General features: G+C 31.4%; 23 protein-coding genes. 2 read left to right on the top strand and 21 right to left on the bottom strand.

The features are described 5' to 3' along the window. Positions 1-144: 144 nt before the first annotated feature. The 3 genes from B5X81_RS06075 to whiA all read right to left on the bottom strand — a co-directional run bounded on the left by B5X81_RS06075 (position 145) and on the right by whiA (position 2,644). Entirely contained in the window at positions 145-1,251 is a 1,107-nt protein-coding gene (locus tag B5X81_RS06075; protein WP_079490137.1) for an HD-GYP domain-containing protein, read from the bottom strand. Positions 1,252-1,428: 177 nt separating this feature from the next. After that, positions 1,429-1,695 carry an HPr family phosphocarrier protein gene (locus tag B5X81_RS06070; RefSeq protein ID WP_079490135.1) on the bottom strand — a complete coding sequence of 89 codons (267 nt, stop codon included), beginning with the start codon at positions 1,693-1,695 and terminating at the stop codon, positions 1,429-1,431. Then, a complete protein-coding gene (gene whiA, locus B5X81_RS06065; protein ID WP_079490134.1) occupies positions 1,688-2,644 on the bottom strand; it encodes a DNA-binding protein WhiA in 957 nt (318 codons plus the stop codon). The genes B5X81_RS06070 and whiA overlap by 8 nt, the downstream gene beginning before the upstream one ends. Before the next feature lie 241 nt (positions 2,645-2,885). On the opposite strand from whiA, the gene B5X81_RS06060 reads away from it, so the two are divergent. Together B5X81_RS06060 and B5X81_RS06055 are read left to right on the top strand one after the other, a co-directional pair. After that, on the top strand, positions 2,886-3,047 hold the full coding sequence (locus B5X81_RS06060) for a DUF1540 domain-containing protein (RefSeq protein ID WP_079490132.1): 162 nt from the start codon (positions 2,886-2,888) through the stop codon (positions 3,045-3,047). A gap of 41 nt (positions 3,048-3,088) precedes the next feature. Further along, positions 3,089-3,268, top strand: coding sequence for a DUF1540 domain-containing protein (locus B5X81_RS06055; protein WP_079490131.1), 180 nt, complete (start codon positions 3,089-3,091; stop codon positions 3,266-3,268). A gap of 13 nt (positions 3,269-3,281) precedes the next feature. Here B5X81_RS06055 and B5X81_RS06050 read toward each other — a convergent pair whose 3' ends face one another. The 18 genes from B5X81_RS06050 to B5X81_RS05965 form a co-directional block, all read right to left on the bottom strand. Beyond that, positions 3,282-3,704 carry an NUDIX hydrolase gene (locus tag B5X81_RS06050; RefSeq protein ID WP_079490129.1) on the bottom strand — a complete coding sequence of 141 codons (423 nt, stop codon included), beginning with the start codon at positions 3,702-3,704 and terminating at the stop codon, positions 3,282-3,284. Between the two features lie 434 nt (positions 3,705-4,138). Next, entirely contained in the window at positions 4,139-5,476 is a 1,338-nt protein-coding gene (locus B5X81_RS06045; protein ID WP_079490128.1) for a gluconeogenesis factor YvcK family protein, read from the bottom strand. Positions 5,477-5,491: 15 nt separating this feature from the next. Further along, entirely contained in the window at positions 5,492-6,346 is an 855-nt protein-coding gene (rapZ, locus tag B5X81_RS06040) for an RNase adapter RapZ (protein WP_079490126.1), read from the bottom strand. 47 nt (positions 6,347-6,393) lie between these two features. After that, entirely contained in the window at positions 6,394-7,128 is a 735-nt protein-coding gene (locus B5X81_RS06035) for a PHP domain-containing protein (protein WP_079490125.1), read from the bottom strand. 10 nt (positions 7,129-7,138) lie between these two features. Further along, complete coding sequence (murB, locus tag B5X81_RS06030) at positions 7,139-8,053, bottom strand: UDP-N-acetylmuramate dehydrogenase (RefSeq protein ID WP_079490123.1); 915 nt, start codon at positions 8,051-8,053, stop codon at positions 7,139-7,141. 96 nt (positions 8,054-8,149) lie between these two features. After that, a complete protein-coding gene (locus B5X81_RS06025) occupies positions 8,150-9,496 on the bottom strand; it encodes an ABC transporter substrate-binding protein (protein WP_079490122.1) in 1,347 nt (448 codons plus the stop codon). 59 nt (positions 9,497-9,555) lie between these two features. After that, on the bottom strand, positions 9,556-10,233 hold the full coding sequence (locus tag B5X81_RS06020; RefSeq protein ID WP_079490120.1) for a HesA/MoeB/ThiF family protein: 678 nt from the start codon (positions 10,231-10,233) through the stop codon (positions 9,556-9,558). After that, on the bottom strand, positions 10,234-10,458 hold the full coding sequence (locus B5X81_RS06015) for a MoaD/ThiS family protein (RefSeq protein ID WP_079490119.1): 225 nt from the start codon (positions 10,456-10,458) through the stop codon (positions 10,234-10,236). Positions 10,459-10,594: 136 nt separating this feature from the next. Next, positions 10,595-12,424 (bottom strand): aldehyde ferredoxin oxidoreductase family protein, encoded by a 1,830-nt coding sequence (locus tag B5X81_RS06010; RefSeq protein WP_079490117.1) that lies wholly within the window; start codon positions 12,422-12,424, stop codon positions 10,595-10,597. A 119-nt stretch (positions 12,425-12,543) separates the two neighbouring features. Continuing rightward, on the bottom strand, positions 12,544-14,502 hold the full coding sequence (locus B5X81_RS06005) for a sigma-54-dependent Fis family transcriptional regulator (protein ID WP_330397337.1): 1,959 nt from the start codon (positions 14,500-14,502) through the stop codon (positions 12,544-12,546). 23 nt (positions 14,503-14,525) lie between these two features. Beyond that, positions 14,526-14,957, bottom strand: a complete 432-nt coding sequence (locus B5X81_RS06000; RefSeq protein ID WP_079490116.1) for an MOSC domain-containing protein — start codon at positions 14,955-14,957, stop codon at positions 14,526-14,528. After that, complete coding sequence (gene moaC / locus B5X81_RS05995) at positions 14,958-15,440, bottom strand: cyclic pyranopterin monophosphate synthase MoaC (RefSeq protein WP_079490114.1); 483 nt, start codon at positions 15,438-15,440, stop codon at positions 14,958-14,960. It abuts the gene before it with no gap. Position 15,441: 1 nt separating this feature from the next. Next, a complete protein-coding gene (gene moaA, locus B5X81_RS05990) occupies positions 15,442-16,392 on the bottom strand; it encodes a GTP 3',8-cyclase MoaA (protein WP_330397339.1) in 951 nt (316 codons plus the stop codon). Positions 16,393-16,554: 162 nt separating this feature from the next. Then, positions 16,555-18,477 (bottom strand): molybdopterin biosynthesis protein, encoded by a 1,923-nt coding sequence (locus B5X81_RS05985; RefSeq protein ID WP_079490111.1) that lies wholly within the window; start codon positions 18,475-18,477, stop codon positions 16,555-16,557. A gap of 25 nt (positions 18,478-18,502) precedes the next feature. Beyond that, positions 18,503-19,732, bottom strand: a complete 1,230-nt coding sequence (locus B5X81_RS05980; protein WP_079490110.1) for a molybdopterin molybdotransferase MoeA — start codon at positions 19,730-19,732, stop codon at positions 18,503-18,505. Between the two features lie 76 nt (positions 19,733-19,808). Next, complete coding sequence (locus tag B5X81_RS05975; protein WP_079490108.1) at positions 19,809-20,516, bottom strand: ATP-binding cassette domain-containing protein; 708 nt, start codon at positions 20,514-20,516, stop codon at positions 19,809-19,811. Between the two features lie 2 nt (positions 20,517-20,518). Next, positions 20,519-21,208 (bottom strand): ABC transporter permease, encoded by a 690-nt coding sequence (locus B5X81_RS05970; protein WP_079490107.1) that lies wholly within the window; start codon positions 21,206-21,208, stop codon positions 20,519-20,521. A gap of 105 nt (positions 21,209-21,313) precedes the next feature. Further along, on the bottom strand, positions 21,314-22,219 hold the full coding sequence (locus B5X81_RS05965; RefSeq protein WP_079490105.1) for a substrate-binding domain-containing protein: 906 nt from the start codon (positions 22,217-22,219) through the stop codon (positions 21,314-21,316). Positions 22,220-22,249: the final 30 nt, after the last annotated feature.

Below are 22,249 nucleotides of genomic sequence, written 5' to 3'. Positions count from 1 at the left end.
AAGCGCCCTTGCCTACAGCTTGTCTTCCCATTAGCTAGGTGACAGGTTTTCTTTCAAACCATCGGCTCGGCAACATGCCTCGCAAACAAAAAAACTGCCTTAATCATCGGCAGTTTCTACTGATTTCTATAAACTTTTCAAAAACTATAGAAATTTTAAATTTCCATCAAATTTAGGAAATACATCTGCAATTCTAATATCTAAATTTCTATTTGTATCTACTTCTATATAATTCTGGAGCCTATTACCTTTTTCATCTAAAATTATTCTTATTATAGGCTTTGTTGGTCTAATCTTATTTATATCCACGACTAACCCTATTTCATTTGTATTTAACTTAACTATACTTCCCATGGGATATATTCCTATGCATCTTATTAATTTCTTAACTATTTCATTATCAAACTGTGTACCTACCATTTTACATATGTACTCTAAAGCTTTGTAGACTTCAATCTTTTTCTTATATACTCTGTCAGATGTTAAAGCATCATAAACATCTGATATTGCAACAATTCTTGCATATAAATTGATTTGTTTTTCTTTTTTCCCCAATGGGTATCCATTTCCATCCAGTCTCTCATGATGATTTAACGCCACCTGTGCAGCTTTTTCACTTATTATTTTATTATTCTTTAAAATATCATACCCATAAGTAGTATGATTTTTTATTATTTTATACTCATTAATAGTTAAGGGTCCAGGTTTATTTAAAATACTTTTAGGAACCATCATTTTCCCAATATCATGTAATATTGCTCCCAAACCTAGATCAACAAGTTCCTTATATTCAATTCCCATTGTGATACCAATAACCAATGATAATATACAAACATTAACTGAATGTTCCAGTGTATAATCATCAATTTTTCTCAATTTATCTAAACTAATTACAATTTCTTCATTCTCAATTAATTCCTCTATTAATTTATTAACAACTTTCAAAGCTTTTTTAGCAAGTACATCATTCAAATAAATATTTCCCATAGCTTCCTTTACAAATTTCTCAGCTTCTAATCTCGTTTCTAATAAATAGGGATCTTTTATGGCTTTATCTTCTTTACATCTGTATTTTTTAAATGAACTATTTTTTATTTTAACCTTTGATATGTCAAGTCCTTTAATTTTCACAATATATGATTTCTTTAACACAATTCCATCACTAAGCAGTATATTACCAAAGGAATCATACAAGTTTTCTCCTAATATCATTCCTTCTTTTAAATCATTTATACTAGTTTTTTTGCCCATGATGAAATCCCCCAATAAGACGAAAATAGTATTATTATAATAAAATAATCACAATAACTATCTTTCGACACTTATCAGTAAAAACCTCTAATTAGTTAGTTTTTTTTTATAGGGACAAAGTCCTAAATTCCCAATAAAATCTTAAACAAGAAATATATTCCCTAAAATAAAAAGGCTTTATAAATCCTTTAGTCTATTATTAATTAAATCTGATAATTCTTCAATTGCTTCTTCTTCATCAATACCATTTACCATAATAGTAATCTTTGAATTTTTAGGAATTCCCAAAGCCATAATACCCATTATACTCTTTGCATTTACTCTTTCATTATCCTTTTCCAGAAAAATATCTGATGCAAATTTATTTGTAGTTTGTACAAATAAGGCTGCAGCTCTAGCATGAAGTCCCATTTCATTCTTTATTTGAAAATCTCTTTTAATCATTACTAAATTCTCCTTTCTTTCTCAATTGATCAGCTATCTTATCAATTTTCCTTAGCCTGTGATTCACCCCTGATTTTCCTACTGTAGGATTTAACATTTGACCTAATTCCTTTAAACTAGCATCCTTATATTTTAATCTCAGTTCTGCAATTTCTCTCAAGTTTGGAGGTAATATCTTAAATCCGGCAGTTCTTTCAATGTATTTAATATTGTTTATTTGTCTTAATGAAGCCTCAACTATTTTACTCAAATTGGCAGTTTCACAATTAACTATTCTATTTACATTATTTCTCATTTGCTTAATTATTCTTATGTTTTCCAAATGTAATAATGCATTATGTGCTCCTATTATATTTAACAAATCAACAATTTGGTCTCCTTCTTTTAAATATACTACATAATTACTTTTTCTTAGGATAACCTTTGCCTTCAACCCATAACTATTAATCAATCTTGATAATTCTTTACTAAATCCTTCATTATGAGTTACAAATTCAAGATGATAGGTTTTCTCTGGATCGCTTACTGAACCTCCTCCTAAAAAGGCACCTCTTAAATAAGCTCTTTTACAACATTCATTTTTCAAAAGCCTCTCTGGCAATTTATAGTTTATACTAAAGCTATTATTTTCAAAATTAATGATGTCAAGCTTTTTCAATATTTCAGTTGCATCATTTATTATTATCCCATAAGTATTTCCCTTCTTTAAAACCTTGTTTTTCTTAACCAAAACATCTGTATTTATGCCAAAATTATTTTTAAATAATTTAAAAACCAATCTAGCAATTGCAGGGTTCTCAGTTGTAACTCTTATATTAACTTTATTTAATCCTATTAATTGTATAGTACCACTCATTCTAAGCAAAGAAGAAGCTTCTGCAAATTGACAACATCTTTTTTCAAACATTTTTCTTACAAGTTCATTTTTAGTTTTAGATGAAAATGACATATAATCACCAACTTTATTTATAGAAAGTTTATTTTTTATTATACCACAATTTTTTTAATAATCTAGTGAATTGCATAATTTTAAAATAAACAACTTTAAGATTTAATAAATATTAATACTTTTGTAATTTTTGAAAGTAAATTTTAACATGATCTCACTATACTTTACAATAGTTTTGTAGAATAAAGGCATAAATATAAACAAATAATAATTTTGAATCCTTTAAAGGGAGGTGAAACTTATGGAAATAAACAGAAGTATTGGATGTACTGTAACTGAATGTAAATATCATGCTAAAAAAGATTCTTACTGTAGTCTAGACCATATTAATGTAGTAAAACACACTAATAATGCAACAGATCCCCAATCCACTGACTGTGGGAGTTTTGAACTTGAAGGTTAATAATTACTTTAATATCTTATTATTCATTTAGGAGGCATAATATGAATAGCCCTAGAATGAAAGTCAAATGTTCTGTATCAAATTGTAAATATAATAATAACCATTATTGTCATGCCAATAAATTAGAAGTCAATGCTATAGGCGATGGTTATGCAAAAACCAGCGATGGAACAGCATGTACAACCTTTATCTCTAAAATAGATGATAATAAAACATTTTAACAATCTTAAGACCTCACTCACCGTGAGGTCTTTTTATCTCTTTAATGGCTTTTTCAATAATATTTTTTTCATCATCATATTTTGCCATTTCTTTAACCCTATTTATATGAACAAATCTAGCATCTATAAATCCTTCTTCTTTTTGAGGATTACATGACATACCTCTGGCTTTCATTAAATACCAATGCACTGTCTTATTTATAACCTCATTATTTTTCCAGCTATTTTTAAAGGAATATTGAATCTTCCCAATATATTTTATTACATCAGCCTTAACTCCACTCTCTTCAAAAACTTCCCTTATAGAAGTATCCTTAGTATCTTCATTTTTTTCAATTTTCCCCTTTGGTAATACCCAATCTCCATTGTATTTTTTAAGAAGTAAAATGGCATTACCAAAATATACAACTCCACCTGAACTTATTTCTTTTCTCAATTGTTCCACTCCTTATGCTAAAACTACTATAAGCCCAAATTCATATCTTATATCATAATATTACTCATATTTATAGTAATGCTACTCTAAAGACTGATAATTTTCGCTGAAAGAATGTAGAAGGATTCATTATTTCAGCAAAATTTATTTTAAGTTTTAAAATGTAGCATGACTATAGATATCAAACTTTAAATTTAAATCCATATGTGCAAATGAAGCAGTGAAGGCTTATACATTTTTTATTTGCATAATTCAAATTTAAAAGTTATATCTATATTATAATATATTAAAAAATACTATCATTTGGAACAATTTATTAATAGTATACCACAATAAAGTTAACATAGCATGTCAATAATTTCAATAAAATTGTATCAAAAGTTTATTAAATATATTTATATAAAAAAAAGATCCAACTAAAGTAGCTGAATCTTCTAAATTTTATTATTTTTCACTTTCTTCATTATAGAATTCAATTCAAAAAATCTTATTTTATCTTTATTATATCTTTTATTTATAACCATTTCTAATATGGCTTCAGATAACTTTAGGGCATCATGCCTAAGATAACCCTTTTTTACTTCAATATAATTATCTTGAATTAGTTTTATGCAATGATTTTTAAAAAAGTCTTTATTTTCTTCTTTTATTTTTACCGGTTTAGCACCTTCCTCTTTATACTTAACAGATATTTCTTCTGGAATATCTTTATTATTTGCATAAACATATTCAATTATGTCTTCCCCCGTATGATCTATAATAGCCTTTACATGATCTGCAACAGAGTATCCGTCTGTTTCTCCCGGCTGCGTCATAACATTAGATACATAGACTTTTACAGCAGAGGATTTTTCTATCATTTTAGTTATATCCTCTACTATAAGATTAGGTAAAATACTTGTATATAAGCTTCCTGGGCCAAGTATGATAACATCTGCATCTATCAAAGCTTCTTTGGCTTCAGATACTGGCTTAATTTTTTTAGGCTTGAGAAATACATTTTCAATAGGACTATCTAATTCCTTACTTTTTATAGGAATTTGTGATTCTCCCTTTATTATTTTACCATTGGCTAACTTTGCATAGAGAGTAATATCTTGAGTTGTTACAGGAACAACCTTTCCAGCCACAGCAAATATATCATTTATCCTTTTTATAGCATCTTCAAAACTATCTGATATACCTGCCATTGCAGCTATTAGAAGATTTCCAAAGCTTTGGTTTTTGTAGGTCCCCTCCTCAAATCTATATTGAAGAAGTTTTTCCATAAGAGGCTCAGTATCAGCCAAAGCCAAGATACAGTTTCTAATATCTCCTGGTGGAAGCATCCCCAGATCTTCTCTAAGCTTACCCGATCCTCCACCATCGTCAGCAACTGTAACAATTGCTGTAATATTGGAAGTAAACCTTTTAAGCCCCCTCAAAAGCACAGATAATCCCGTTCCGCCTCCTATAACAACTACCTTTAATCCTTTATCCAAAACACTGTTATCATATAAATTATTAGCATTTTTCCATCCACTAAAAACTGGATTTGAATATGCATTAACTAATATTGTAGCTAATCTTTTTCCACCCTTATAAGCTGATATTATTACTAAAATAATACCAGCCATAATAGACGGTATTATATATTCATCCCCTAAAATAATTTTAATATTATTATCAAATAATTCTTTTATACCTATGGTTATTAATGTAATTCCAAATAAAACTAAAATAATCCATCTTTTTATTTTAATACCTGGTTTAAGCCAGAAAAAAATATTCATCCCCCTTACTCCTTTTTATGACATTGATTCATCCCTATGATTGATTTTTACCCTTTGGCCTTTGTCCTTTAAATAATTATATAAAATATTTGCTATTGTTACAGATCTATGCTTCCCTCCTGTACATCCAATAGCTATTACAAGTTGAAATTTACCTTCTCTTTCATAATATGGTATCAAAAAATCAATGAGATCATTAAGCTTTTTAACAAACTCTATGCTCTCAGGCCATTTCATAACATATTCACTGACACATTTATCATTACCAGTAAACTCTTTAAGCTCTGGTATGTAATGTGGATTTGGTAAAAACCTTACATCAAAAACTAAATCAGCATCTAATGGAATACCCTTCTTAAATCCAAAGGATAAAATAGAAATCATTATATTATTGTTTGACCCTTCAATATATACTTCTTTTATCTCTTCTTTTAGCTGAGCAGGTGTCATATTAGAAGTATCTATTATTTTATTGGCTCTTTGCTTTAGATATTCCAATCTTTCTCGTTCAGCATTGATACCATCAATAATTCTTCCCTCACTGCTTAATGGATGGACCCTTCTTGTCTCTTTAAATCTTTTTATTAAAGTTTGATCTGAGGCATCTAAAAATAATATCTCATACTTATATCCCTTATCCGTTAACTCATCAAGACTTTCAAATAAGTCATCAAAAAATTTGCCTCCCCTTATATCAATTACCAAGGCTATTTTTTGTATTTCTCCTCTTTTACTAAAACATAGTTCTGCAAATTTAGCAATTAGTATAGGGGGTAAATTATCTACACAATAAAAACCTAAATCTTCCATACACTTCATTGCCTGACTTTTCCCTGCTCCAGATAATCCAGTAATTATTACAAATTTCATAGCCCCACCTCATCTTTTGTAAAGTTCTAAGGAATAGACTTTAAACTCTATTCTTCTGCATTTATAATTCTATCTACACTTAGTCCTGCTTGTATTGCACGATTTATCCCCTTTTCAACCCTCCCTATATCTTCAGGTTTATGGGCATCGCTACTTATAACAAACTTTGCCCCTTCTTTCATGGCAATTTTAATATATTCTACTGTCATGTATCCATGGCTACTATTTATTTCTAATGCAGTATCATTTTCAACAGCTGCCTTCGCCAATTCTTTTGTATCAATGGATGCCTTTGCTCCAGGATGTGTTAAAATATCTATATCATTTTTATATATGGCTTCTACCACTGATTTGGTATTTATTACCCTTGATTTTCTTTCAATAGATGGCAATAGTGGACTCAACAAATTATAAATTTGAACCTTTGTACCTTCTATAAGTTTATCTGGTATGCTTCCAAAATGGAATCCTGCCAATAAAATATCCAGTTCCTTCTTTATTTCTCCATCTACATCGAGCTTACCATCTATCCCAATTATATTTGCTTCTAAACCAAATTTCACTTCTATGTCTGTATTTAATCTGTTTATTTCATTTATCTCTTTTCTTATTTTTTTTATGTCATTCTTTTTTACTCCATAAAATAAATGCTTAGGTCCATGATCTGTAATGGCAAGTTCTCTAAGACCCTTTTTCTTTGCAGCATCAACATTTTCCTTAATTGTTCCTTTAGCATCACCACTATATATTGAATGGGTATGATAATCGGCAAATATCTTCATTTAATCACCACTACTTTTCTCCTATTATTTTTACCTCTGTTTCTAATTTGACACCAAATTTATCCATAACTACCTTTTGTACAAGTTTAATAAGATCATATACTTCCTCAAAAGTAGCATTTCCAATATTAACTACAAAACCACAATGCATGTCGGATACCTGAGCATCTCCTATTCTAACTCCTTTTAATCCTGAATCCTCAATCAGCTTTCCTGCATAATATCCTTTAGGTCTTTTAAATGTACTTCCAGCACTGGGTAGATGAAGGGGCTGCTTTGTAGTTCTCCTTTTAGTTAAATCATCTATTATACTCTTTATCTTTTCAAAATCACCTGGTTTTAATTCCATATCTACTTCTAATACTGTATAATTTTTTTCTTGAATAATACTTTTTCTATATCCTAATTTTAACTCTTCTCTACTTAGATATATTACTTTCCCATTATTGTCTAGAATAGATGCTCCAGTAACTATATCCTTCATTTCTCCCCCATATGCTCCTGCATTCATAGCCACAGCACCACCTAAAGTACCAGGTATTCCACTTGCAAATTCAAAACCTTCTAAGCTTTTATTCATAATCAATTTTGCCAATCGTGAAAGTAAAACACCCGCTTGGGATTTTACTTGGGTGTCTTGTATTATCACATCGCTAAAATTATCAGCAATCTTTATTACAACACCTCTAATACCTTTATCACTTACTAATAGGTTGCTGCCATTACCTATTATCAAATATTTTATATTGTTGTCTCTACAATAATTCACTGAAAAAGCTATATCTTCTATTGTTTTAGGCAATATCATTATATCTACAGGACCACCAATTTTAAATGAGGTGTGGTTTTTCATACTTTCATTTCTTAATATATTTTCAGGGTTAATTCTACTTTTAATACCCTCGTATATCTTATTTATATCCATTGATTCATCTCCCAACACATATATGGATTCTTTAGTCAAGATAAGTATACCTTTTTGATTTTATAAAAACAAGGGGTTTGTTAATTAGCGTCTAATCTACCTAATTAGCTTTCCCTCTATATTTTCTTTTGCAGCTTTAATCGCCTCTTCTGGTGTTTTTTCGCCTTTAAGAGCAATTTTTATTTGATTTTGTAAAATATCGTCTATCAACTTCCATTTTAAATCATGACCTATTGTTCCCGAATAATCTATTTCTTTTTCCAATCTTCCCATAATCTTATCTTCCCTATAGATTTTTCCCACATTTTTTTTCGCAGGAAAAACACCTTGATTGTATAAGCTTTCCCCACTTTCATCATCCACCAAATGCCTTAAAAACTTTAAACACATTTCAAGCTTCTTTTTATCTTCCTGCTTAAATATACCATAAGCTGTTACAGTATTTCCAGGTAATACGGGCAATCCTGCCTTTCCAATTGGATAATTAGCAACACCAAAATTAAATCCTTTCCCCCTGTTGCTCAATACTTTTAAGATACTCATATTAGAAGTTTTTGCTGGATATACTGCTATTTCTTTATCTACTGCAAAACTCCTCCAAGCTTTCATAGAACTATTATTTCCAAAACTTTCTGGAGTTACTTTATGCAGCAGCTTTAAATCCACTAACTTTTTTAGTCCCGATACAGCTTCTTCCCCATAAAACCTATAGGTCTTCCCTTTTTGATCTATTATTTCTCCTCCATCACTTAGTAGTATCCCCCAAGTACTATATGAATTAGGTCCTATATATGAGTTAAATCCTGAAATATCCACTTTGCCATCTCCATTTTTATCATATGTCAATTGTTTTAGTTTTTCTAGAAATTCTTCATATGTCCATATCCCCTCCCTTGGAGGATCAACACCTCTCTCATTGAATATATCTAAATTTAAAAAAAGACAATAGGTTTCCATCATATAAGGAATACCCCATATTTTATTATCTTTTTTAACAGCAGCAATTGCATTTTCTTTATACTTATCTATCTCTTCTTCTGTCAAATACTTATCTAGAGGTTCTAATACCCCCTTGGATATTATTTCTGTATTTGCTCCTATAGGTGCTATATCTGGGTAAGAATTTGTATTTATTGACTCTTCTATTTCTATATGTCCAAGCTCCGGGTCTAAGGGTTTAAATTCTATAAAAACACCGGGATTATTTCTTTCAAATTCTTTTATTTTATTAGTAATCCAAGAATATTTATATCCCGTCGAAACATCTAACCTAGGATAATCTCGAACTGTAATAATACCCTTCCACTGAATTTCCTTTTCAAAAACCTTATCAATTAATTCATCTATTTTAGGCCTTATAAGAAAATGAGGAGCAAAGAGAATAAATATTATTAAGGCAAAACAAAGAAAAAGAGTAAAAGGTCTGTACTTTATAGGTTTCATATGTACACCTCCTACCCTATATTTATTAATATTTATCTTGATCTATTCCTCTAATTTCCCTATAATTCCATTACCATATAATCATGCTCAAGTAAATCAATATATAACAATTTATTTCGAAGTAAATCTCCTCTATTAAGTAAAACCTTTAAAGCCTCCGCAACTTCTATAGAAGCAACTAGGGCTGGAGTAAAGGATGGATTCCCTAATTCACTTTCTAAACCCTTTGCATCTCTTGTAGGATATATTTTTTCTAGTGTGTTATCCCCGGGAAATATTGTTGCCACTTGTCCATACCATCCTGCAATTGCACCATGAATCATAGGAATATTTAATTTTGAGGCTGTACTTTGAAGTAAAAACCTCGTTTCAATTTTATCTATGGCATCAATAACTAAATCATGACCCGATAAAATCTTTTCAGCATTTACTTCTGTAATTTTTTCAGTTACAGAAGTAAATTTTATCAAAGGATTTACGAGCTTCATTCTCTTTTCTGCTATCAAAGCTTTATACTGTCCTAATGTATCACTATTACTAAGAAGCTGTCTATTCAAATTAGTTTCATCAAACACATCACCATCTACGGCAGTTATATTTCCAATTCCCAATCTTCCTAACATCTCAATTATATAGCCACCTAATCCTCCACATCCAATAACAGAAATTCTAAAATCACCAAGTCTTTCATTTTCATCTTTACTAAGCATCTTCATATTTCTACTATATCTTTTCATTTATCCCCCTCCTACCGGTGGAAATATTGAAACTACATCTTCATCCTCTAATTCTCTATCAAATTCTCCATCTCTTCCATTGATCAATAATATTGCCACGTCATCTTTTTTAATATTCATTTTTTTAATTATTTTATTACAATTAATTCCACATTCGAAGTCAAAAAAAACCTTTTTTCCCCTGCCTTTTCTTAGAGTAGCAAAAAGTCTAACCTCTATACTCATTTTATCACCTCCTAAAATGCATTAGATTTACCCATATTATACACAAAATTCTCTTAAGTTAAAAATAGTATAAGGGCTTCAATTTGAAGCCCTTATATTTATCACCATTCCTTTAATTAATTCCTCTATCTAATCATTATTTTGTAACTGCTGCTTCATCAAAAGCTTCATCTACTAAACCTAAATCTGCTAATTTTGTTTCGGTAGGAATACCCTTAGCATTCCATCCTCTTTCCTCATAATATTTAGGTAATAACTCATCCAGCTTATGAACCCATCCCTTTGAAGGACCTTCTGGTATAGGATCATTTAGCAATCTCTTTGGAAGTTTATCCTCTGTACTATCTATACCTGCCTTTAAATTAAATATTTTTTCTAGATTCCATATTCTGTCTCCTGCTTTAAAAATAGTTTCAGCAGTATGATTTGTTCCACAAACAGCATTACAAAGGTCAGCATAATCTTCAGCACCTAAAGCAAAGGATGTAAATAAACATAATCCAAGGGAATCTATGGAGGCAGTTAAATCCTGAAATACTTTTGCCCATGTTGCCTTACCCTCTAGAGAAAATCTATCTAATTTCTCAGGTAAGCCTAGTATCTCTGGTGATATCAGATAACCTCTTACATGACATCCCCCTCTATTTGAAGTTGCATATTGCAGTCCCTGTCCTTGAATTCCTCTAGGGTCGTATGCAGGTATTTCCAGCTTTTTTACAGACATAGATAATTCGGCCGCACCATACATCTCAGCTAATCTATAGGAGCCTTCTGCAAGCTTATCGCCAAAGCCTTCACGCAATGCCATTTTTTTAGTCCATTCTACAACAGCTTCTGAATTACCAAATTTCAATGGCGTTCCATCTATTTCATCATCTTTTATATATCCTTTTTCATGAAGCTCCATAGCTGTGGCTAAGGTTGCACCTGCTGAAATTGTATCAAGCCCCATTTCATTACACCAGTAATTGGCCTTTATGATTTCTCCCAAATCCGATATTCCACAATCGGATCCAAAAGACCAAATAGTTTCATATTCAGGTCCTCCCCCTTCTATGTCATCTACTTTGCAATATCTACCACATGCTATTGGACATCTAAAGCAGCCTTCCTTTTTAATTAAATATTTTTCTGCCAATGTTTCTCCGCTAATTTCTTCAGCCTTATCAAAGTATGCTTCTTGAAAATTGTTTATTGGATGGGCTCCATTTTCATTAATAATATTTACTAATATTGCAGTTCCATAGGTTGGAAGTCCCTCTCCAGTTACACCATTTTCCCTTATTTTCTTTAAAGACCTTGAAAAAACTTTCTTTAATTTGTCTGGATCACTAACTTCGATCTTCCTATTACTTCCTTTAACAGTTATTGCCTTTAGATTCTTTGATCCCATTACTGCACCAACACCTGAACGTCCAGCTGCTCTATCTTTATCATTCATTACAGCAGCAAGTTTTGAAAGTTTTTCTCCAGCAGGACCAATAGTAAGAACCTTAACTTTATCTCCATACTCTTTTTCCAATATGTCAGTTGTCTCTGATACAATTTTTCCCCAGAGATTAGCAGCATCCTTTATTTCCACTTTATCATCTTCTATATTGATGTAAACAGGGATATCAGACTTTTCCTCAACTATAATTGCATCATATCCTGCAAATTTTAACTCAGCTCCCCAAAAACCCCCTGAGTTTGAGGAAGCAACGGTTCCAGATAATGGAGATTTTGTTACAACCATATACCTTCCACCAGTTGGTGTATCAGTTCCAGTTAAAGGCCCTGTAACTACCATAAATTTATTTTCAGAACTAAGAGCATCAATTTTGGGATCTATCTCATCTATTAGCATCTTAGTACCTAAGCCTCTTCCACCTAAGAATTTCTTTGCCATTTCTAGATCTAATTTTTCTACATTTATAGTTCTTTCCTTTAAATTAATTCTTAATATTTTACCATTATAACCGTACATAAAATTCCTCCTTTTTGTAGTCAATTTGTTGTCTATATATAATACACGCAATATTAATGCCAACAAAAAAACTTGGCTTTTTACGATAAAAACCCAAGCTTACGGAGGAATATGTTCTATTATGGCGCGATTTTTCTATCATATTGCTGTTCTGTTTCGTTACACTGTTCAAATATGGAACTATCAATATTATACTTTCTTAATTTTCTATATAAGGTGTTTCTACCAATACCCAGTTTTTTTGCTGCTAATGTAATATTCCCTTCACATATATTCAATATTCTTTTTATATGTTCTTTTTCAACATGTTCCAATTTATAACATTCATCATCTGTTTTATTTATATTATTTTTTATATCTACCTCAATTTCTTTTCTATTTCTTCCAATTGGAATGTATTCTGTATTAATAATTAATTCTATAAAATTCTCCAGTTCCCTTACATTCCCTCTCCATTCATACTGCATAAGCTTCTTCATATGCTCTTTTGAAATATCTACTTTTTTCTTATTTAATCTTTTAGAAATTCTATTCATAAAATACTCTATTAATAACGGTATATCTTCTTTACGCTGTCTTAATGGTGAAAGCCTTAAGGGCAGCACATTAAGTCTATAGTATAAATCCTTCCTAAAATTGCCCTTTGCAACTTCATCGGTCAAATCCTTATTAGTTGCTGCTATTATTCTAACATCTACTAATATTTCATCGGCGCTTCCTATTCTATTTACTGTAGACTCTTCAATTACCCTAAGTAATCTGGTTTGCATATCCAAGGGCATTTCTCCTATTTCATCTAAAAATATTGTTCCACCATCGGCAATTTCAAATTTTCCGGGATGTCCTCCACTTTTAGCACCGGTAAAAGCCCCTTCTTCATATCCAAACAATTCTGATTCAATAAGATTTTTAGGTATTGCTCCACAATTAAGGGCAATAAATGGCTCTTCCCTTCGGCCACTATGATTATGAATTGACTGGGCAAATATCTCTTTTCCTGTTCCACTCTCTCCCATAATCAATATAGTAGATTTGCTGTCAGCTATCTTTTTTGCGTATTCTATGGTTTCCAGAAACTCCTTATTTTCCCCGATTATTTTATCAAAGGTGTATATTGCTCGCCTTCCCATTATTCTATTGGCTAGTTTTCTAACCTTTTTAACCTCTTTAAAAGTCAGTATAATATTTCGTAGGCTTTGCTTATTATCATATAATGGATAGGCACTAAGATTAAATTGTAATTTGTTCCTTCTGGAATTGATAAAAACATCCTCATCCAGAAATAAATTTTTTGTATATAGTGCTTCCTTAACCCTTTCCCAGCCATCAAATAAATTCCAAATCTTCATTCTTTTCATCTCAACTCTGCTAAATCCAAACATTTTCATAATATAATTATTTATTGATTTAATATTTCCATCTAAATCTACAGTCAAAATTCCTGCTGGAATAGAATCTATAATGGTTTCCGTATAAATTTTGGACATTTTAAGTTCTTCATTGCATTTCTTTATGCAAAGCATTTTTTCTATTGCATTCACCGCAGCTACCACCATTCCTAAGGTATGGGAATGTACATTTTCACTATACCCAGTCAGATCCAAAGACCCAATAATTTTGCCTTCAGGGTCTCTTATAGGTGCCCCAGAGCAAGTCCACCTATGATAAGCCTTTATAAAATGTTCTTTTCCGGAAATCTGTACTGCTCTTTTCTCTGCTATAGAAGTCCCCATGGCATTTGTTCCTATATTTTCTTCATTCATATAGGCTCCGGGAACCATTTTAAAGGAAAATGCTTCAGATAAAATATCTTCATCTCCTATTACACTTAAAATACATCCTTCTTCATCTGTTAGCATTGAAAAAAAATTAGAGCCTTTAACAAAATTATATAGCTGGTTTATAAATGGTTCAGCAGTAATACTCAGTTCTCTTCTTAGTTCTAATTTTTTTTGTAATTCACTTCCTGAAATAATCTTCTTGCTATATACCATATCTTTTTTGATCCCAATATTTTTACATCTTTCATGGGAACGTATAATATAGTCTTTATCTTTTATTTGTGATAACATTTCCATACTATCTGCCCCCTTAAGAGTAATTAAATAATCTTTATTTCATCTCCAGACTTTATTTTCCCACCCTTTATAACCTTTGTAAAGATTCCTTCCTTTGGCATAATACATTGTCCGATCTGTTGAAAAATAGCACATCCTGAATGACATTCCTTTCCTATCTGAGTAACTTCTTGGATGGTCTCACCAATCTCCAATTTACTTCCAACTGGCAACTCATAAAGATTTATTCCCTCTGTAGTAATGTTCTCGGCAAATTTACCACTACATAGTCCTTTTATTCCTATATCCTTCATCTTATTAATACTCTCAACTCCAAGGAGACTAACCTGTCTATGCCACTTACCAGCATGGGCATCCCCTTCAAGTCCAAAATCTTCAATAAAATTTCCTTCCTCAATATTTTCTTTAGGCACACCTTTTGTTTTACTAATGCTTATTGCAACTACCTTTGCCATTTAAAACTCCCCTTTTCTTATATATTCACCGGATTTTCCGCCACTTTTTTTAATAAGCTTAATATCCTCAATAATCATATCTTTATCAACAGCCTTACACATATCATAAATCGTTAAAGCAGTAATTGATACTGCACTTAAGGCTTCCATTTCTACTCCAGTTTTTCCAGTAGTTTTAATTTCCGATTCAATTTGTATAGCAGAATTCTCTTCATCAATTTCAAATTTTATATCTGCCCCAGTAATAAATATATTATGACACATAGGAATTATATCACTGGTTTTTTTTGCACCCATTATTCCAGCGATTTGACTAACAGATAGTACATCTCCTTTTTTCATTTGTCCCTGGGTTATCATTTTTAAGGTTTTACTATTCATCTTTATTCTACCCTTGGCAACAGCAACCCTTTGTGTATCATCTTTTTTTCCTACATCAACCATCTTAGCTTTACCACTTTCATTAAAATGTGTAAACTCCATTTTATCCTCCTATTTGAAACATATTTCTAATAATAGGCTCATAGTTAATATTATTTATATTATGCTCCTTTGGCTTAGCCTCAACAGCAAATCTTAAAATATCAATAATTTCATAATTTTGCTTAATTAAATTCTTTATATTGATTTCATAATTTGAATGTAAGCAGGGTTTTATTTTCCCATCGGAGGTAATTCTAATCCTATTACAGTATGAGCAGAAATGACTGCTAATGGGATTAATGAGTCCAACTTTGCCCTTTCCACCTGGAAGTTTATAATGCTTAGCAGGACTTGATTTATCTTCACTTTTTAATGGTATTAGATTAGGAAATCTATCTAATACTGTTGTATTGGGTATAAAATGTTCTTTAGCCCAGCTGCTGGCTTCACCTAAAGGCATTAGCTCTATAAATCTCACATCTATTTTTTCATTTTGAGTTAAATATACAAAATCTTCAATTTCATCATCATTAAATCTACCTATAAGTACTGTATTAAGCTTTATAGGAGTTAGATCAAAATCTTTGGCGGCCTTAATTCCAGCCATAACATCTTCTATATTTCCACCTCTAGTTATTTCTCTATATTTTTCTTTGTCAAGGCTGTCGATACTTATATTAACTCTATTTAATCCAGCACTTTTAAGATCCCGTGCATATTTTTTCAGTAGTATTCCATTGGTAGTCATAGCTAAATCCTCAATTCCATCTATAGAAGAAATTCTTTTAACCAGCTCAATAATACCATTTCTTATTAATGGTTCTCCTCCTGTAATCCTTACTTTTTTTATTCCTATTTTAACACTCTGACGTACAATTTCTTCTATTTCTTCTATTCTTAAAATATCTTTATGGAATTTTTTGCATATCCCTTCCTTAGGCATGCAATACTTACATCTTAAATTGCAAAGATCTGTTATAGAGATCCTAAGATAATTTATTTTCCTTCCAATATTATCTAGAATATCAATTACCTCCCTTCGAGGTCAATAGTTATATAAGAAACTTGTATAATTAACATTATTAATTTTAAAATACAATATGTAGGAAGCTCATCTGACTCTCACTACTACATTTTGTATTTTGAAATTCTTTACATGTATTATGCAATTTCTTCATATATTAATTATTCTTCCTGGTTCTTCTATTTTATAGCCTCCAAGACTTTCTAACATCACAGAAAATTCTTTTGACTTCAATATTTCTATAAATCTTTTGATCTTCTCATCCTCTAAAAACTCCGAAATAATAGCAAAGTCATATTCCTCTTCTCCTATAGGTATAAAATCTAATCCCATGGCTTTAGCAGAAGACTGTATACCTAAACCTACATCAGCAGTTCCCGATAACACTGCGGATGCAACCGTCATATGGGTAGTCATTTCCCTATCATATCCTTTTACTTTACTGTTATCAATATTTAATTCCTTAAGTTTAAAATCTAATAATATCCTGGTTCCTGAACCCTTTTGTCTATTTACAAAAACTACATCTTCTCTTTCTAAATCATTAATACTGCTGATTTTTTTAGGATTATTCTTTTTAACCATTAATCCCTGCAGTCTTTTAACTCCCTTTATTAGGGAAATATTCTTATTTTTTAAATATTTTTTTAAATGCTCTATATTATATATACCGGTTTTTTCATCTAAAAGATGAATAGGAGAAATATGTGCTTCTCCCCTTTTAAGGGCCATAACCCCACCTAAGCTGCCAACATGGGCTGAAGATAGATTTATTTCATGATATCTTTCATGTATCATATTGGCTAAAATATCCATTATCAAATCATGACTTCCTATTGATACTATAGTATTTTCTATGCTTTCCATATCCTTCAAAAGTTCTATCTCTATAGTTTCTCCTACTTCAATTCCTTCAACATTCTTTGGAATTTTAGTTATTCCATCGGCTTTTACTAGTGACATTGTAACGCCAGCACCTCTATTTAAAGGAGTTGCTACTAGTTTCCCCGAAACCTTACCAAGCTTCATTCTCACATATTCTAAATGTTTGAGAGAAGACATAAGCCTCTTTGATAAAGTTCCCTTTATAAATTGTTTCTTTTCTTGTTTTATACCCTGATATTTGTAAATAAGCTCTTTAACAAAGGTCTCAAAAACAATGTATGCCGAAACAGGATAACCAGGTATTCCAACTATTGGTTTTCCTTCTACATTTCCAAGTATTGCAGGTTTTCCAGGTTTTACAGCCACACCATGGACAATTAAATTTCCAATTTCCTTAATGATTTTAGAAGTGTAGTCCTCCCTGCCGGCAGATGATCCTGCATTAACTACTACAATATCATTCTCTTTGACAGCCTGTAATATTTTCTCTTTAATTAGTTCATAATCATCTGGAATAGGTTTATATCTTTTGGGGATTCCCCCGTATGTTTTCACCATAGCTTCAAACATTACAGAGTTTGAGTCAATAATCTTTCCTACCTCTATATTATCCTCCGGTTCAATTATTTCAGTACCGGTTGGTATTATTCCTACCCTGGGTTTCTTAATAACATCAATATCTAAAATACCACCACAAAGCATTGCTCCAATATCAACTGGAGTTACCTTGTGATAAGCCGGTATTATCATTTCACCGGCAACAATATCCTCACCCATAGGCCTTACATGCTGCCAAGGGGAAGCAGCCTTTATTATTTCAACGGTTTCATCGTCTACTAAAGCAACATCCTCAATCATAATTACTGCATCAAAGGGTTCTTTTATAGGGTCACCTGTGTCAATATAGATATATTCTTCATTTATCTTAAGTCTTTTGGGATTTCTTTCATCGGCACCATATGTTTTATTGGATATTACTGCTATACCATCCATTGCAGAAGCATTAAAATAAGGAGATGAAATTTCTGCAAATATTGGTTTAGCAGAAATTCTATTTAGAGAATCATAAACGCTTACAGTTTCTTCCTTTTTATCTTTAATCGATTTATTTATTTCATTAAAAAATAGTTTTTTTGCTTCATTAACTTCAATATTGGAAAGATAAATATTCCTCTTGGTCTTTTTCATTTTAAAACCTCCATATGCCAAGGATTTATATTGGTATTACTTTGACTTTTTCCCCTTTTTCTATACCTTCATTATCCGCATCTATTCTTATAAAGCCCTTTGCCTTTGAGATTAGTGTAATCATTCCTGACTTTCCATAAACAGGACTTGCTTTCCACTGCCTTTCTTCTTTTTCAAGGGTAACCATTTGGTATGTTTCCTTTCCCTGAGCTGAATGTATATTGGAAGTAAGCTCTGCTTCAATATAATATTCTGTTTTTGTATCTTGCCTTTGTATATATTTAATTAAATATTCTACAAAGACCTTAAAAACTATCATTGCAGATACAGGCTGTCCTGGCAGCCCAAAAACTGCCTTGTCTTTTACCTTTGCAAGAATAGTTGGTTTCCCAGGTTTTATTGCCACTCCATGGACAAACACTCCTGGCTCACCAATGGAATTTATTACTTTGCCAGTAATATCCTTTGTCCCAACTGAGCTTCCTCCCGAAATAATAACTATATCATTATTTTTTAAGCACTCCTTAAGAATATCATAAAGTCTTTGAAATTCATCCTCTACAACAACTTTTTTCGTTAAAATACAGCCAGCTTCCTCTGCCATTGCCGATAGCGTATAGGTGTTAATATCTCTTATTTGACCGGCCTTTGCATTTTTACTTGGATCTACTATTTCATCTCCCGTTGATATAACAGCAATAGTAGGTAATTTATAAACTAAGACTTTTTCTATTCCAATAGAAGATAGTACTCCTATATCCTGGGGTCTAAGCTTAAATCCTGTCTTTAAAACCTTTTCCCCCTCTTTAATGTCATCTCCAATATCAATCATATTTTCCTTGGGATATACTGGTCTATTAATGGCGATATTATCTTCATCAAGTTTTTCAGTATATTCAACCATTACTACAGAATCAGCTCCATCAGGTATCATGCCACCAGTTGGCACATATACTGTTTCATCATGGGATATTATTTTATTAGCTGGCATCCCCATATGAACTTCTCCTATAACATTTAAAAAAGCTGGCAGGCTTTCACTTGCTCCGTTGGTATCCTTTGATATTACAGCATAACCATCTACAGTAGATCTTCTAAAATGAGGCACATTGACATTTGATAAAACATCATCAGCTAATATTCTTCCTTGAGCTTTAACTATATCCATTGTCTCAGTTTCCAATTTGTAATCGCTGAAATATTCTGTTAATTTTTTCCTTGCTTCTTTTACACTGTGTACATTAAACATTTTCATAAATATAACACCTCTTATGAATTATAAGTTCAAGGTTCTAATTCCTTAGTCATTTCTTTTAAGAACTTGAAACTAATTACATTGTATATAAAGATAAAAACCTTTTTGTCTCATGATTTTTCGGTCTAAATATTATATCATCGGTTTTTCCATGTTCTTTAATAAACCCATCTTTTATAAAGATTATTTCATCGCATAGCCTCTTAGCTTGCCCCATATTATGGGTTATGATGATAGTAGTCATGTTTTTTTCTTTGTTTCTTTTCATAATTGCTTTTTCAATTATTTCTATAGAATTGGGATCAATATTGGCAGTTGGTTCATCTAACAATAGCACCTCTGGCTTAAATATAAGTGCTCTGGCTAAAGCAACCTTTTGAGACTCTCCTCCTGATAGACTGGTGGCTAGCTGATTTTTTAAATCAAACACATTAAACTCCCTCATTATCTCCTTAACCCTTTTATCAACTACCTCTTTTTCAATTTTTCTAAGCTTTAAGGGATAAGAAATATTATTTGTTACGGATTTCCTAAAAAGATAAGGTCTCTGACTCATATATGTGATTTTTTTAATTACAGCATCATTAAGTTTTTTATCATCATAAAATACTTTTCCCATTGTAGCTTCTTCTAAGCCTGCTATTATCCTGAGCATAGTGCTTTTGCCTGCCCCATTTGGGCCAATAATACCATATACCTTCCCCTCTTTCAAATATAAGCTTTTAATATCTAATACTGTCTTATGATTATATACCTTTCTCAAGTTTTTCAAAATAATATCCATATTTAATCTCCTATTACATATTTGTATAATATTGAGTTAGTAATAAAAGAAATTAACAGTAAAACCAATCCCATAGCAATAGATGTTGAATAATTGCCCATACTGTTATTCATTGCTATAAAAGAAGTCATAACTCTAGTATGACCTTTTATGTTTCCTCCTACTATCATTACTGCACCAACTTCGGATATGGCTCTTCCTAATCCTGTTACTATTGCAATAAGAATATTTATTCTCATTTCCTTTACCAGTAATATCAATATATCCCATTTACCCCCTCCAAGGGTTTTACATACCTGTTTTATTTTTCTTCCTTGCTCTTTAGAATTATTGAAAATTATTCCAGTAACTATTGGTGTAACCAGTAAAGTTTGTGCAATAATCATAGCAGCAGGCGTAAATAATAAACTAAAATTTCCTAAAGGTCCTCTTCTAGATATAATAAGGGCAACAACTAAGCCAACAACAACTGGAGGTAGACTCATAGCCGTATATAAAAATCTTGTGAAAATTCTTTTGAATTTAAAATCCTTTAAACCTAAAAATATCCCAAAGGGAATACCTATTAAAGATGAAATAAGTGTAGAAGTTAAGGATACATATATTGATAAAAATATTATTGAATATATTTCTTTATTAAAGGATATAAGAAGTTTAAATGCCTCAACAAGTCCCTGGACTATATATCCCATCGTCTACACCTCTTTCTTAGATGATAACTCATACTATTACGGTCACTTCTATTAAATTATCATAAAGATTCCTTTTCTCAAAAGTTAGTAGCTAAAAATCCGTAACTACTTTGCATTTGGCGTGAATAATGGTTGTCCAAACTTTTCTTTGCCAAATTCACCAATTAATTTTTGAGTTTGTTCAGATAAAATCCAATCTACAAAGGCTTTAGCACCATCACTATTTATTTTATCATCTTTATCAGGATTTACAGGAATAACTCCATATTGATTAAATAGCTTTGAATCTCCTTCAACTACCACTTCTAGTTCAATCTTATCCTTCATTGAAAGGTATGTGGCTCTATCAGACATAGTATATCCAAGCATTTCATTTGTCATTTGAATAACGTCTCCCATACCTTTTCCCGCAGATACATACCAATCTCCCTCAGGTTCTATGGAAGCTTCCTGCCAAAATGACAGTTCCTTTTTATGGGTACCTGAGTCATCGCCCCTAGAAATAAATTTACTTTCTCCACTACTTAATAATTTAAAGGCCTCTATAACATCAGACTTAGATTTTTCTGATAATTTTGCAGGATCATCTTTAGGTCCTATTATTACAAAATCATTATACATAACGTCAAATCTTTCAGTTCCATGGCCTTCCTCTACAAACTCCTCTTCACTACTTTTAGCATGAACTAATAAAACATCAGCTTCTCCTTGTCTGCCCATTTCAAGAGCTTTTCCTGTTCCTACTGCAACAACCTTAACATCTATACCAGTTTCATCTTTAAAATGAGGAAGAATATCATCCAAAAGACCACTGTTTTCTGTACTAGTTGTTGTTGCCATTATTATACTGCCTTTGCTTTCGCTGTCATTTGTTTCAGTATCATTTGTCTCAATATTATTAGTTTCAGTATTATTTGACTGTGGAGAAGTCTCCTTACTACATCCTATGAAGCTTGTCATAGCCAAAGTTAAAATTAAAAAAATCATTAGTACCTTTTTCCCTGTTCTCATAATTACCCTCCTAAATTTTAGATATTAATT

The sequence above is a fragment of the Maledivibacter halophilus genome, assembly GCF_900167445.1.
Lineage (GTDB): Bacteria > Bacillota > Clostridia > Peptostreptococcales > Caminicellaceae > Maledivibacter > Maledivibacter halophilus.
This window is presented reverse-complemented; position numbering and strand designations above follow the sequence as displayed.

What these genes read in the sequence shown, in the direction of transcription:
- B5X81_RS06075 (WP_079490137.1), bottom strand. Translation starts at nt 1,251, where the DNA reads ATGGGCAAAAAAACTAGTATAAATGATTTAAAAGAAGGAATGATATTA.
- B5X81_RS06070 (WP_079490135.1), bottom strand. Translation starts at nt 1,695, where the DNA reads ATGATTAAAAGAGATTTTCAAATAAAGAATGAAATGGGACTTCATGCT.
- whiA (WP_079490134.1), bottom strand. Translation starts at nt 2,644, where the DNA reads ATGTCATTTTCATCTAAAACTAAAAATGAACTTGTAAGAAAAATGTTT.
- B5X81_RS06060 (WP_079490132.1), top strand. Translation starts at nt 2,886, where the DNA reads ATGGAAATAAACAGAAGTATTGGATGTACTGTAACTGAATGTAAATAT.
- B5X81_RS06055 (WP_079490131.1), top strand. Translation starts at nt 3,089, where the DNA reads ATGAATAGCCCTAGAATGAAAGTCAAATGTTCTGTATCAAATTGTAAA.
- B5X81_RS06045 (WP_079490128.1), bottom strand. Translation starts at nt 5,476, where the DNA reads ATGAATATTTTTTTCTGGCTTAAACCAGGTATTAAAATAAAAAGATGG.
- rapZ (WP_079490126.1), bottom strand. Translation starts at nt 6,346, where the DNA reads ATGAAATTTGTAATAATTACTGGATTATCTGGAGCAGGGAAAAGTCAG.
- B5X81_RS06035 (WP_079490125.1), bottom strand. Translation starts at nt 7,128, where the DNA reads ATGAAGATATTTGCCGATTATCATACCCATTCAATATATAGTGGTGAT.
- murB (WP_079490123.1), bottom strand. Translation starts at nt 8,053, where the DNA reads ATGGATATAAATAAGATATACGAGGGTATTAAAAGTAGAATTAACCCT.
- B5X81_RS06025 (WP_079490122.1), bottom strand. Translation starts at nt 9,496, where the DNA reads ATGAAACCTATAAAGTACAGACCTTTTACTCTTTTTCTTTGTTTTGCC.
- B5X81_RS06020 (WP_079490120.1), bottom strand. Translation starts at nt 10,233, where the DNA reads ATGAAAAGATATAGTAGAAATATGAAGATGCTTAGTAAAGATGAAAAT.
- B5X81_RS06015 (WP_079490119.1), bottom strand. Translation starts at nt 10,458, where the DNA reads ATGAGTATAGAGGTTAGACTTTTTGCTACTCTAAGAAAAGGCAGGGGA.
- B5X81_RS06010 (WP_079490117.1), bottom strand. Translation starts at nt 12,424, where the DNA reads ATGTACGGTTATAATGGTAAAATATTAAGAATTAATTTAAAGGAAAGA.
- B5X81_RS06005 (WP_330397337.1), bottom strand. Translation starts at nt 14,502, where the DNA reads ATGGAAATGTTATCACAAATAAAAGATAAAGACTATATTATACGTTCC.
- B5X81_RS06000 (WP_079490116.1), bottom strand. Translation starts at nt 14,957, where the DNA reads ATGGCAAAGGTAGTTGCAATAAGCATTAGTAAAACAAAAGGTGTGCCT.
- moaC (WP_079490114.1), bottom strand. Translation starts at nt 15,440, where the DNA reads ATGGAGTTTACACATTTTAATGAAAGTGGTAAAGCTAAGATGGTTGAT.
- B5X81_RS05985 (WP_079490111.1), bottom strand. Translation starts at nt 18,477, where the DNA reads ATGAAAAAGACCAAGAGGAATATTTATCTTTCCAATATTGAAGTTAAT.
- B5X81_RS05980 (WP_079490110.1), bottom strand. Translation starts at nt 19,732, where the DNA reads ATGAAAATGTTTAATGTACACAGTGTAAAAGAAGCAAGGAAAAAATTA.
- B5X81_RS05975 (WP_079490108.1), bottom strand. Translation starts at nt 20,516, where the DNA reads ATGGATATTATTTTGAAAAACTTGAGAAAGGTATATAATCATAAGACA.
- B5X81_RS05970 (WP_079490107.1), bottom strand. Translation starts at nt 21,208, where the DNA reads ATGGGATATATAGTCCAGGGACTTGTTGAGGCATTTAAACTTCTTATA.
- B5X81_RS05965 (WP_079490105.1), bottom strand. Translation starts at nt 22,219, where the DNA reads ATGAGAACAGGGAAAAAGGTACTAATGATTTTTTTAATTTTAACTTTG.